This is a genomic window from Streptomyces sp. SDr-06, from assembly GCF_003324565.1.
Classification (GTDB): domain Bacteria; phylum Actinomycetota; class Actinomycetes; order Streptomycetales; family Streptomycetaceae; genus Streptomyces.
Genome location: NZ_QOLA01000006.1, coordinates 123,271 through 135,662, shown reverse-complemented (window position 1 = coordinate 135,662; position 12,392 = coordinate 123,271). Strand labels below are relative to the sequence as shown.

The following is a 12,392-nucleotide window of genomic DNA, read 5'->3' as shown; positions in this document are numbered from 1 at the left end:
CATCACGTCCAGAGCCTTCCCCACCCCAAGGGGCCCTTCGGATCGGGCGGTTTGGCTCCGCTGAGCATGCCCGCCGGTGGAGGTGGTCGCGTCCGGCGCGACATGCCGATGCACAGCACAGAGCCCCGGAACCATTGTCCCGGGGCCCTGTGCCCTTCACTGACCATGGGGCTCAACGAGCCGCCGCGCCCGCGGTCACCCTGTCGTCTTCCAACCCCGCTGGCGGGGCAGCTGCCTCACGCTCGGCTGGTCGCGACGGTATCCCTGGACGGAGGTTCAGCGACCCTCTGCCGCTGGCCGACGGCTCGGCCACCTCAGGTGTCGGCCGAAGAACCGGTCCCCGTCCTCCCGCTCGAACGACGGGGTGCCGAGGTGCCCGCCCATGTTGGCGTGCAGCGTCTTTTCCTTGCTGCCGAAGGCGTCGAAGAGATCCAGTGCCCGCTGCCGGGGGTTGCCTTCGTCGTCCCACTGGAGCAGGACCAGCAGCGGAATGGTGAGCTGTCGCGCCTCTTCGCGCTGGGCACGAGGCACGTATCCCCCGGCGAAGAAACCGGCGGCCGCGATGCGTGGCTCGCTGACCGCGAGGCGGATACCGAGGGCCGTCCACCCCGAGTATCCGACCGGACCGCCGATCTCGGGGAGGGTGAGGAGTGTGTCCAGGGTGGTTCGCCATTCCGGGGCCGCGTTTTCGACCAGCGGGCCGACGAGGGACTCGAAGATCTCGTCGACCGGTTCGCCGGACTGCATCGCCCGGCGGAGGTCGGCGCGAGCCTGTTCGGCGGCGGCGGATCGCGGCCGGTCACCGCACTCGGCGGCGTCGATGGAAGGCACCGCGTAGCCGTACGAGGCCGTGAGCCGGGCCCTGGCCACCAGCCGGGGTTCGCCCTTGGGAAGGCCGTTGTTGTGGGCCATCAGAACCAGCGGAACCGGCGTGGCGGATGGAGGTGTCCACAAGGTCGGGCGCCGTGCAGGGGGTTGGTGGCGGCGCGGATGTCCGCCATCACCTGCCGCTCCACGGCATCACGAATCCAACGCCCCTCTTGCGCTTCCTCGATGGCGGCCGACCACCAGGCCCATGCGCCGTCGAGCCGAGCTGTGAATGTGTCCATGCCACCAGGATTCCATTGCACGGCGACGAGGACGGCCCTGTCGCCGCCTCAGCGTCCGTCCCGGACCACAGCCAATCCGCCGACCCGGGCCGTGATGCCCGCCGGCCCCCGCCGGGCCGAAGCGAGCACGCTGGCCGGTCGGCCGAGGGTGTCGCCCTGCTCCACCTCGATCGCGACCGTCTGCGCCCCTGTCGTATCGAGCAGGTGGGCGGCCAGGCAGCCGGTGCTGTTGGCATTGGCGACGTCCTCGTCGACACCGATCGCCGGCGCGAACATCCGCGCCGCACCGGGTTGGTCGCCCATCGGCGGTACGTACACGAAACAGCCGAGGAGCCCGAACCGTCGGCACGCCGCTGTCAGCCTGCCGAGGTGTGGGCGGACTCGGAACAGCGCCGCCCGGTCGTGGACCGGAACCAGCATGCGTGGTGCGCCGGGCGCGGCGATCCGTGGCGCGTCGGTGGGGTGCGCATCGTCGGCGGTGAGCCCGAGCGCGGCGACAACCGCGGCGCGCTCGCCCGGTGCCGGGTGACGCAGCGCGACGAGGCCCTGGTCGAACCACACCTCGATGCCTGTGGGGCGGCGGACCGCGAAGGTGTCGAAGGTGCGCCCGCCGGTGTGTTGCCGGTCCTTCAGCTCGCCCAGTGCGGTGCGGGTCAACCGGACGGCCTGCGCGGCCACGGTGCCGTGGCCGCAGCCGGACAGCTCGGCGGCGGCGGTGAAGAACCGGACCGGTCGGCCACCGTCAGGTGTCCGCCCCGGCCCGAGGAACGCCGCGTGCGAAGTGCCGGCCGCGGCAGCGACGGCACGCCGGTCCGCATCCGTCGCCGCCGGGTCGTCGTCGGTGACGGCCGTGGGGCTGCCGCCCCTGCCGTCGCGCCGCACGCACGCATCCACCATCGTGACACCCGGCCAGGACATCGACCCACCTTTGACGCTCAACGAACCGGCAACCGCGAACGGCGTCCGCAGACAGGACCGGTGTACGGCGGTTCCAGCAGGGCGGTCCGGGGCATCGGCTCTCGTGCCGAACTCGATGCGAAATCGGAAACGCCAGCTGGATGCTAGCGTTTCGAATAAAGAAACACAAGGAGAGAGTCCTGCCAACACCGTGCCCAAGAACACCGGTTCGCGGGTCGGCGACCGGTTGCCCCTCATAGCGGCGAGCGACCTGTTCGACCGTCGCTGGGCGCTGCGCATTCTCTGGGAGTTGCGTGCGGGTCCGCTCGGTGCCCGCGCGTTGCCGGCATGAGCCCGTTCGGCTTCCGGACGGGCATGGACACCGATCAGGTGCCGGGGAAGAGCTGTCGGCGTACCCAGGCTGGATCGGGATTGGTGTGCGCTTGGCCTGCCAGGACGAGGGTGGGCACGGTCTCGTTGCCGTCGTTGACTGCCCTGACCGCCGCCGCTCCCGCGGGATCGCGCCAGATGTCGACCCAGTGCAGCTGGTGAGCGGCACGGCCCAGGCGGATGCGCAGGCGGAGACAGTACGTGCAGCCGGGGCGCCAGAAGACAACCGGCCGGCCATCGACCGCGCTCCGGCGCTGTGCCTCCACCGCACTGATCGACCTCGGGAAGATCAGAGGTGAGTTCACGCCGGCGAACAGCACGAACACGACCAGGAGCACGGCCGCTGCGCCCGAGCTCCCGCTGAAGGCCAAACCAGTTGCGGCGACTGCCCCGGAGAGCACAAGCACCATGGGCAGGATCCACACGCGCATCATGGTGACGAAGGTTATCGGCAAACCGAAATGCTTCTCGCGCCTGTCTGCCCATCGACGCATGGGGAGCGACCGCTACGTTCGTGACCTCGGCGGGGCCGGCCCTGGCAGCCGGGCTGTCACCGTACGGTGCGGTCGCCGGAGGTGCGCGAGCAGCGATCTTCACTGTGGTGACCGTGCGGGAGCAGACGTAGGGTGCCTCGTCATGAGCAGCGAGACAGACAGACAGCGGTTGCACGGCATGGCCAGTACTGCCGGATACGGCGAGGCGGCCGAGGCTCTCGCCGAGCAGTACGAGAGCGTGACCTTCAGCGAGGTACACCGCGACATGCTTCACCTGTTCCCCTCCCGGCCGAGTTCCGTGCTCGACATCGGGGCCGGCAGCGGACGTGACGCGGCGGCGCTGGCTGCCCGGGGACACCGCGTCGTCGCCGCCGAACCCACTGCCGAGCTGCGCGCGTTGGGCCGACGTATCCACGCTGACCAGGAGATCGAATGGGTCGACGACGCACTTCCCGAGCTTCCGGGGCTGACCGCACAAGAGCGCCGCTTCGATCTGATCCTGCTGACCGCGGTGTGGATGCATCTCGACGAACGGCAACGCACCTTGGCCATGGCCCGTCTGGTCAGCCTGCTGGAGAGCGAGGGCAGGGTGGTCCTCTCGTTGCGTCATGGTCCAGTACCGGCGGGCCGCCGCATGTTCGCCGTCTCCACCGAGGAGACCATCAGCCTCGCCCACGGTCACGGCCTGGAGGTCGTCTACGAAGCTCACCGTGAGGATCCGCACGGACGCCCCGGGGTGGCATGGGTCAACCTCGGCTTCCAACGCGTTCCCGGGCGCAAACGTCCTGACGTCGGCCCCCGGCGGTAGCCGCTACTCCTTCCGCATCATCCACGGGAACTGACAGGTTCTCGGCGTAGCCGTTCCTGCCGCGCACAGGCGATGGCCAGTACACCGCTGGACGGCATTCACGGCCTGGCAGGAGACGGTGGCGCAGTGTTCAGCTCGCCATGTGCTCCGGCGGGAAGTCGGCGCTGAGAGTCAGCTCCCGCCAGTCGTCGAAGGTGGTCCTGAGGGAGTCGAGCTTGCCGATCGCGAGGTCATACGCGGCTTTGCCCAGCAACAGGCGCTGCGGGGGCTTTTCGGCCGTGACCGCCTCGATGATGGCGTGCGCGGCGCGTGTGGGGTCCCCGGGCTGGTGACCGTAGGTGGCGAGGGTGCTGGTGCGTCGCGCGCCGGCGGTGGGGGCGTAGTCGTCGATGGTGAGGGAGGACTGGTGCATGGAGGGCCCGGACCAGTTGGTGCGGAATGCGGCGGGTTCGACGATCGTCACGTCGATGCCGAGGGGGGCGACCTCGGCTGCGAGGGACTCCGAGAGCCCCTCCACGGCGAACTTGGTGGCGTGGTAGTAGCCGGTCGCGCCAAACCCGATGAGCCCGCCGAGGGAGGAGATGTTCACGATGTGGCCGCGCCGCTGGGCCCGCATGCAGGGAAGGACGGCCTTCGTGGTGTTGACCAGCCCGAAGACGTTCGTGTCGAACAAGTCCCGTACCTCGTCGTCCTGGCCCTCTTCGATGGCGGCGAGGTATCCGTAGCCGGCGTTGTTGACCAGGATGTCGATGCCTCCGAAGGCTGTCTGCGCCTGCGCGACCACGTCCGCGACCTGTTCGGCGTCGGTGACGTCCAGCGGCAGGACGAGCGCGCGTTCCTCGTGCCCGGCGACCACGTCGGCGACCTTGCCGACATCCCGGGCGGTGACCACGGCACGCCACCCACGGTCCAGCACGGTGTGGGCGAGAGCCCGGCCCAGGCCGGAGGAGCAGCCGGTGATGAACCATACGGGGGAGTCAGGAGAGCTCATGCGAGGTGTGTCCTTCGTCTTGGATGTCGTGCACATCGGTGGGGGAGAGGCTGCCCAGCAGGGCCAGCGACCGTTCGGCGGCGCTGCCGGGCGCGGCGCGGTAGACGACCAGGTGCTGGCCCGGGGCGCTGTTGACGGAGAAGGTCTCGAAGTCCAGAGCGAGTTCGCCCGCGAGCGCGTGCCGAAAGTGCTTGGTGGAGGCAGTTTTGGCGCGCACGTCATGGCGCGCCCACATGCGTGCGAAATCACGGCTGCGCACCGACAGTTCGCCGACGAGTGCCTGCAGCCGCTGATCGCCGGGGTCAGGATTGGCGGCCCGCAGCGCGGCCACACATCCCTGCGCCACCAGAGCCCAGTCCCGATAGAAGCGTTGGGCGGCCGGGTTCAGGAACAGGGCGGTGATCAGGCTGCTCTCGGTGCCGAGCCACGAGAACAGGGCCTCGCCCAGGGAGTTGACGGCCAGCAGGTCCAGATATCGGCCGTAGACCAGGGCCGGGGTGTCCGCCCACGCGTCCAGCAAGGCCACCAGCTGCGGGCCGGCGTACTCGCGCGCAGGCGGGGACAGTGGGCGCTCAGGTGGGTCGACCATGGCGCGCAGGTAGGCGGCTTCCTCGTCCTCCAGCAGGAGGGCGCCCGCCAGGGCCCGCAGGACCTGAGGGGAGGGATTGCGTTCGCGTCCCTGTTCCAACCGGACGTAGTAGTCGGTGCTCACCCCGGCGAGGACGGCGACCTCCTCGCGGCGCAGACCCGGCGTACGGCGCGCCCCCGCGGGCATCGCGTGGTCCTCGGGGCGCACCAGCGCGCGGCGGGCCCGGAGGAACTCACCCAGACGCTTGTTGTCCATGCCGACCAACGTAGGGCCCGCCACGGCGAAATGGGTGGTCCTGTCACACCTACCCGAGGGGCGGACCAACGGCGGCCGCAGGCCGACGCGTCTGCGTGCGACGCAGACAGCCGACTGCCGCTCAAACCCCGCCTGCGCGGGTTCCCCACAGCTGCGGTCGGTCCCGTGACAGTGCGCGAGAGACGCGGCACTGGTGGGTGGCGGAGCTCGGAGTGCGTGGAGAAGGGCCGCCCGTGCGCCGGCTGAGCGGGCGGCGGCGCACGGGCGGGCCGAACGGGGTTGTCGGCGAGGCTAGTTGACGGCGACCGCCGACCACGCGGCGGCGACCGCGTTCTGCTCGGCGCTTCCCGCGCCGTACAGGTCCTTGGCCGCGTTGAGGGTCGCCGTGCGGGCGGCCGCGTAATTGGTGGAGGACGTCATGTAGACGGTCAGCGCCCGGTACCAGATCTGTCCGAGCTTGTCGCGGCCGATGCCGGAGACCGAGGCGCTGTTGCAGGTTGGGCTGTTGTAGGACACGCCGTTGATGACCTTCGCGCCGCTGCCCTCGGCCAGGAGATACGCGAAGTGATTGGCCACGCCCGAGGAGTAGTGGACGTCAAGGTTGCCGACCCCCGAGCTCCAGCAGTCCGCGGAGTTGCCGTCGGTGGAGGGCTTGTCCATGAAGCGCAACGCGGGCTTGCCGAAGCCGGGCTTCACTATCTTCTCGCCGATGAGGTAGTCACCCTGGTTGGAGCTATTGTTCGCGTACCACTCGACGAGGGTGCCCATGATGTCGCTCGTGGCTTCGTTGAGGCCGCCGGACTCACCGGAGTAGGTCAAAGCCGCCGTCTTCGACGTGACACCGTGCGTCATCTCGTGCCCGGCCACGTCGAGGGCGACCAGCGGCCCGAAGGTGGAGCCGTCGCCGTCCCCGTACGTCATGCAGAAGCAACTGTCGTCCCAGAAGGCGTTGTTGTAGTTGCTGCCGTAGTGGACGCGGTTGTACGAGCCCTTGCCGTCACCGCCGATGCCGGTCCGGCCGTGGACGTTCTTGTAGTAGTCCCAGGTGGTGTTGGTGCCGTACTGGGCGTCGACGGCGGCCGTCGCCCGGTCGGAGTTCGTGCCGTTGCCCCAGTGGTTGTCGCTGTCCGTGAAGAGCACCGCGGGCGCCCGGACGAAGCAGATTCCGAAGAAGCACAGGTCCGTCTGGTTCTGGGCGTCACCTGTGTACGTGTTCCCGCGCGTCGGGTCCTTGAGCTGGTACGTCGCCCCGGACTGCGTGGTCTCCAGCGGGACGGTGCCGCTGTAGAGGGACTGACCGTCGCCGGTCACGGTCTCGATGGAGTCCCAGGCGTCGATGCGGGCGCCGGTGCGGGCGTCGGTCAGCACGACTCGGGCGACGGGGTTGCCGAGCGAGTCCTTGGCAGCGGTCTGGGTGCGCCAGGCGAGCCTCGGTGTGCCGTGCAGGGCGTCCACGATGAGCTGCGGTTCGGCCGTCAGCTGCTTGAGCGTGCCGTGGTGGGCCGCGCGCAGCTCGGCGGAGGCGAGGTCGGCGGCCTTCGGCGCGGAGATCTCGGGGGTGATGCTGGGCACGGAGAGGTCGTTCGTCACTGCCCGGTCGGCGCCGCGGTAGGCGCCGGTGGGTGAGAGGTGCACGACGAAGTCGCCGCCGAGGACGGGCAGTTTGCGGTAGGACCGGTCGTACCGTACGTGCTGGCTGCCGTCGGGATCGACGATCACATCGCGTACCGAGGTCTGCTGGGCAGCGGTGAGAGCGAGCTGGGCGGCGTGCGCGGTGCTGGCGGCGTTCGCGTTGCGGATGGCGGTGGCGCGGTCCGGGGTTGGGTGGGCGGCTCGCGCTTCGGCCTGGGTCTGGGGGGTGCTCGCGGCGGACGCGCCGGTCGAGAGGGCAGCGGCGAGCAGGGTGGTGGCCGTGACGGCCACGCCGGCGGTGGTGAGGCGTGATGTTCTCCGGTTCGGTCTCATCGGTCTCCTCTGAAGGGAGGGGCGGCTCATGCGTGTTGCTGATGCTGTCTCAGATTTAAGGGGGCATGACAAGTCGCTGTCCATAGGTTGTCGAGGAGGCGATTCTGCCCCCGGCAACTCCTGGTGTGGAAGGGGGGCTTGATGCCGTCTGGCGGCGCGAGTGTGGCCGGATTTCGGCTCCGCGGCGGCACCCTCAGAGCGTCGCTGACCACCGTGTGCCGCCCCTCGCGTCGGATCGGGCGCATCTCCTGCCCATGAGCGTTCGTGGTGGGGGGACGCCACTCTGCCCCCGGTGGCGCCCGTGGGGTGAGTCGCCCGGGCGGCACGTCTGTCTGTGCGGCGCTCCGGCTGGGCCGGGTCCGCCGTCCCTGCCCTGCGCACACGGGCGACCCCCCGCGCTTACGGTGAGGCCCGCGTTGGTCAGGAGGCGGCTTCGAATGTCCACAGAAGATTGGTGCTGGTCACCCAGGTCCACTGCTTGGTCACGGAACCGGAGGGGACTTGTCCGCCGCCGTCGAGCACGAGCCCGGTGGTGCGGTTGGCGATCGAAAACCGGCCGCTGTCGCGGTCGGTGATCTGCCACTGCTGGTGGGGCCCGCCGTTCCAGGTCGCTTGCTGGGCGGGGGCTCCGTCGCTGGTCGATCCCCAGCCGTCGACGACCATGCCGTTGGCGCGGTTGACCAGCCTGTAGTAGCCGTTGCCGAGGTCAACCGCCTGCCACTGGAGGTTGGGGCTGTCGACGGGCGTCCACTGTTTGAGGTTGGATCCGGCGCCGACGTTGCCGCCGCTGTCCAGCGCCAGGCCGTCCGTGACGTTGATCAGCCGGAAGTAGGAGGCCGGGTTGAAGGTGACCTTCAGCGAGACGATCGCGTCGTTGTTGCCGGTCACGCGCAGGTCGGGGTTGTCCATGGTGAACTGCCAGGCCGTGCCGGTGAAGTTGTCGCCTGAGTAACCCGTCACGGCGTAGCCCTGGGGGACCCTCAGCGAGGAGATGGACGAGGGCCCCACGCCGGTGGCCGCCAGCTGGGAGGAGGTGTAGCTGCCCAGCGGCAGGATGGCGCTCGCGGCGGAGTACCCGACGTCCTGGTAGACCGCCACCCTGGCTCCGCCGACGGACGTGGGAACGCCGCTGACCTCGACACAGACAACGGAGGCGTTGGCATCCGGGGCGGTTTTCGGGACGGTGACGCTGATCTGTCCGTTGCCGACGGTGTACGGGAGAGAAGCCGGGGGGTTGTTCATCAGGTAGACGCGGCTGATCGTGTTGGTGATCGCCGGGATCTGCAGTACACCGTTGGCAGGCCAGGTGAAGACGTGGGCGAACAGCTTGCCGTCCTTCTTGGTGGCCCTGCCCCAGGGCGGGTCGGTCGAGAAGGGGCTCGCCATGGCTCCGTGGATGCTGTCTGCGTACGTCGACATCCAGGAGGCCAGGCCGCGCAGAATGGTCACGGATCCGGGGGTGACGGAGCCGTCGCCCTTGGGGCCGATGTTCAGCAGGAAGTTGCCGTCCCGGGAGACACACGTGATGAGTTCCCGGACGAAATCGCTGATAGGCCGGTAGGAGTTCTCGGCGCCCGAGTTGTAGCCCCAGGCGCCGTTCATGGTGTCGCATCGCTCCCACTGCCGCTGCAACGGGGCACCGGGGACACCGAACTCCGCGACGGTGTAGTCGCCCAGGTTGAAATCCCGCTTGACCCGTTCGTTGACGACGAGGCCGGGCTTGCGGGCCATGAGCCAGTTGTAGAGGTCGACACCGTCCGAGCGGAGCCACCAGTCCTGCAGGGTCGGGGTGGCGGGTTCCGCGAACCAGTCGCCGTCGAACCACAGGAGTGCGGGGTCGTAGCGGTCCAGCAACTCCTGAAGCTGGGCCTTCATGTCGGCGATGTACGCGGTTCGGGCGGTCTGCGAGGCCATGGTGGTGAGGCCGCCTCGGTCGGTCTGGGAGGGGTGGTTCCAGTCCAGGATCGAGTAGTAGAGCCCGAACTTGACGCCTCGCGCCTCGCATTCGGCCTTGAGCGCTCCCAGTAGGTCGCCCTGGGCGCCCGCGTAATCGTGGAGGTTGTAGAGCTTGGTACCCGTGGTGTCGGTGAAGCCGGGAACATGGGAGTTCCACATGGCGAAGCCCTCATGGTGCTTGGCGGTGATCACCAGGTACTTCATGCCGGCATCCGCTGCCAGTTGGGCGATGGCGGCCGCGTTGAAGGCGGTGGGGTTGAAGTGTGCGGACACCTGGGTCTGGTAGTTGGGCTTGGACCAGTTCTCGTTGGTGAACGCCCATTCACCGTGCCCGAGGTAGGAGTAGGAACCGAAGTGGATGAACATCCCGAATCGGCCCTCGTACCACCAGTTCATCTTTGCGGGGACGGGGTAAGCCTCGGCGTCGGCAGGTAACAGTACCTGCGGCAGCCCGAAGGCGACGACGCCTCCGGCGAGCGCGGCAGCCTTGATCAGGGAACGTCTGCTGAGGGGTGCAGAGGACACGTGCGGCTCCTGAATCGTGGGGGTGCTGGGCCGGGCGGGACGTGCGGGTGAGGGGGTGTCAGGTTCGGTGGCTCCTCGGATCTGGCGGGCGCCGGGCATCTGCTTGGCCCTGCGCGACTGCGGTCTCGGTCAGGTACATCGGATGAATGTATAGGCGCTGCTCGGTGCGGCGTCCAGAGGGAGCGCGGCGATTCGCCAAACTGGCTGCTGATTACGGTGGATGACCACAATCAACCCAGCAGTACATGTTCCGCAGTCGGTTTGATCTCGGCGGATAGCTCGGATCTCTAGACGACGTGCGGCAACGGGGTCGTACGTTTCGGCCATCACGATGACAGGGCACGCGCGACCGGCGCGACGCCGCGCCCACTCGCGGCGGAAGAAGTGTCCGGGCGCGGTGATTTACCGGCTGTCACGTCGTATCCCGTACCTGGCAGCGAGGCGAACGCATCTTGTCCAAGCACGCATGGGCTCGCGCCGCCTGTACGGGAACCCGGGCTGGGGCGCGCATTTTTGTGGGTTCTGCCAGATACGTGGTCCTCTCGCCTTGGGTGAAACTGCCAAGCAGTCAGGTGGCGTTCGCCCGGAGCACGGGCTTGGAGGCGAACGCGGCGACGCTTCAACGGGAGGACGGCGTGATGAGCGTGCAACAGTACGACGAGATCGGCGAGGCATACGAGGGCTTCAAGGCCCTGCCGTTGGAGCAGTATGCCGTGGTGCCCAGCTTCCTGGGCATGGTGGGTGACGTGCGCGGCAAGTCGATCCTGGACCTCGCTTGCGGTACGGGCTTCTACAGCAGGGAGTTCAAGCGGCGCGGCGCCGCCGAGGTGCTCGGAGTCGACATCTCCGGTGAAATGGTGCACGTCGCCCAGCAGGTGGAGCAGAGCAGCCCGTTGGGTGTGCGTTACGAGGTGGGTGACGTGGCCGAACTGCCGGTCTTTGAGGAGCAGTTCGACATTGGTTTGGCCGTGCAGATGCTCAACTACGCGCAGGATGCGGCCACCACGGAGCTGATGTGCCGCAACGTGCATCGGAACCTGCGGCCCGGCGCCGACTTCTTCCTGCTCAACCAGTCGCCCGACTTCCGCTTCGACGGGCCGACCCCCGAGAAGTACGGCTTCCTCAGCGTGCTCACCGGGGAGGAAGCCGAGACCGGGCCGCAGGTCCGCACCACGGCGCTGCTCGACCCTCCGGTCTCGTTCTTCGCCAACCGCCCCCGCCGCGAGGTGTACGAGAAGTCCCTGCGCGCGGCCGGATTCAGCGAGCTGACCTGGGTGCCGGTGACGGTGTCCGAGGCCGGTCTGCGGGAGTTCGGCGATGACTTCTGGGCGGACTTCCACGCCAACCCGCCGCTCGAGATGCTTCGCTGCCGCGCCTGACGGCCGACCGCACGGTGTTCCGACCCACCCCTGTCATCAGCCCGGATGGGGGTGGGCACCGGGGCGTCATTGCTCGATGAGCGGCGCACAGCGCATGCGGCCAAGGGCGGGCCGCGAGCCGCCATGCCTGACGCGTGCCGCGTCAAGCGCGGAACACGGGCGTAAACGACGGCGGGCGACTGGGGACCCACCCGCCGCACGCCGGACAAGTGCCCGGAGTGCGCTTGTCCGGCGCTGTGGCGCCGACGATTGCTACCGGCGCCCGCCGAATTCCCAGTCATGCACTTCCACGTCGGCATACCGCTCCGTGGTCAGGATGGAGCGAGCGGTCTCGGGGTCGGGTGCCGTGACCAGTGCCGCCGTACCCAGCCAGGCGGTGCCGTCGTCGGACAGCAGCGGTCCGTAAGCGATCAATGTGTCCTGGTTCGTCGGCACCGTCAGATCGACTGATTCCCCTGCGCCGAGTCCGAGCACCAGATACCGGTTTGTGGACGGGTCGCCAGGAAACTCCCACATGGTGCGGCCCAATGAGTTTCGCCAGCGCCGCAGGAGCACGTCCCGGTAGGCGCCGGCCTGATACCCGGGCTCGTCGAAGGCGAACGCACGGGCGGCTTCGGGGCCGGGCAGGTCGACGATGTGGACGCTTCCGGTGAGCGTTTCGCCGTCCTCACCACCGAACGTCGGCCCGCGGGCGATCATCTCCCTCGCGTACTGGTCCATGTAGGACCAGTGCTCTTCCAGGAGTTCATGGCGTAGCGGTTGGGAGCCGCGCCGGTCGCGATGGTAGACGAGGAATTCCATCCTCAGAGAATGCGGGCTCGGCGCCGATCATGTCGAGCCGCAGGGGAGGACGGGTTCCCTTGATCAGGAGCGGAGCGGCGAACTCCGGTTGGGGGGCGACCGCGAGAATCTCCGGCACATGGACCTTCACCACAAGGGGCTGACACGCAGCCACCTCGGTCGGCCCCACCGGACACCAGTCCGCACGAGCCGTAGGCAGTCCTGATGGACTGTGAGGCACGGGCTCAGCCGCT

At 68.7% G+C, this 12,392-nt stretch carries 10 protein-coding genes and 1 pseudogene; 2 read left to right on the top strand and 9 right to left on the bottom strand.

All coding sequences use genetic code 11. From position 1 onward, the window contains the following. Positions 1-276: 276 nt before the first annotated feature. From DT019_RS15520 to DT019_RS15500, 4 genes and pseudogenes are all read right to left on the bottom strand, one after another. Positions 277-957, bottom strand: a pseudogene (locus tag DT019_RS15520) (alpha/beta hydrolase); the annotation flags it as partial. Then, a complete protein-coding gene (locus DT019_RS15515) occupies positions 912-1,109 on the bottom strand; it encodes a hypothetical protein (protein ID WP_114037376.1) in 198 nt (65 codons plus the stop codon). The pseudogene DT019_RS15520 and the gene DT019_RS15515, both read right to left, overlap by 46 nt. A gap of 48 nt (positions 1,110-1,157) precedes the next feature. After that, positions 1,158-2,027 carry a PhzF family phenazine biosynthesis protein gene (locus DT019_RS15510; protein ID WP_114037375.1) on the bottom strand — a complete coding sequence of 290 codons (870 nt, stop codon included), beginning with the start codon at positions 2,025-2,027 and terminating at the stop codon, positions 1,158-1,160. 365 nt (positions 2,028-2,392) lie between these two features. Beyond that, on the bottom strand, positions 2,393-2,830 hold the full coding sequence (locus DT019_RS15500) for a glutaredoxin domain-containing protein (RefSeq protein WP_114037595.1): 438 nt from the start codon (positions 2,828-2,830) through the stop codon (positions 2,393-2,395). Between the two features lie 202 nt (positions 2,831-3,032). Between DT019_RS15500 and DT019_RS15495 the strand changes: the two genes are divergently transcribed. Then, on the top strand, positions 3,033-3,698 hold the full coding sequence (locus DT019_RS15495; RefSeq protein WP_223279558.1) for a class I SAM-dependent methyltransferase: 666 nt from the start codon (positions 3,033-3,035) through the stop codon (positions 3,696-3,698). A gap of 130 nt (positions 3,699-3,828) precedes the next feature. Here the strand turns inward: DT019_RS15495 and DT019_RS15490 are convergent, their stop codons facing one another. The 4 genes from DT019_RS15490 to DT019_RS15475 all read right to left on the bottom strand — a co-directional run bounded on the left by DT019_RS15490 (position 3,829) and on the right by DT019_RS15475 (position 9,979). Continuing rightward, the gene (locus DT019_RS15490) at positions 3,829-4,689 is read right to left on the bottom strand and encodes an oxidoreductase (protein ID WP_114037373.1); all 861 of its coding nucleotides are present in this window, start codon (positions 4,687-4,689) and stop codon (positions 3,829-3,831) included. Beyond that, entirely contained in the window at positions 4,676-5,533 is an 858-nt protein-coding gene (locus tag DT019_RS15485) for a helix-turn-helix domain-containing protein (RefSeq protein ID WP_114037594.1), read from the bottom strand. Before DT019_RS15485 ends, DT019_RS15490 begins: the two co-directional genes overlap by 14 nt. Positions 5,534-5,824: 291 nt before the next feature. After that, positions 5,825-7,498, bottom strand: a complete 1,674-nt coding sequence (locus DT019_RS15480; RefSeq protein ID WP_223279557.1) for a M4 family metallopeptidase — start codon at positions 7,496-7,498, stop codon at positions 5,825-5,827. A gap of 420 nt (positions 7,499-7,918) precedes the next feature. Further along, positions 7,919-9,979, bottom strand: a complete 2,061-nt coding sequence (locus tag DT019_RS15475; RefSeq protein ID WP_114037371.1) for an alpha-L-fucosidase — start codon at positions 9,977-9,979, stop codon at positions 7,919-7,921. A gap of 638 nt (positions 9,980-10,617) precedes the next feature. Here DT019_RS15475 and DT019_RS15470 point away from each other — a divergent pair. Continuing rightward, entirely contained in the window at positions 10,618-11,358 is a 741-nt protein-coding gene (locus DT019_RS15470) for a class I SAM-dependent methyltransferase (protein ID WP_114037593.1), read from the top strand. Between the two features lie 252 nt (positions 11,359-11,610). On the opposite strand, the gene DT019_RS15465 is transcribed toward DT019_RS15470, so the two are convergent. Next, complete coding sequence (locus DT019_RS15465) at positions 11,611-12,159, bottom strand: YciI family protein (protein WP_114037370.1); 549 nt, start codon at positions 12,157-12,159, stop codon at positions 11,611-11,613. Positions 12,160-12,392 lie beyond the last annotated feature (233 nt).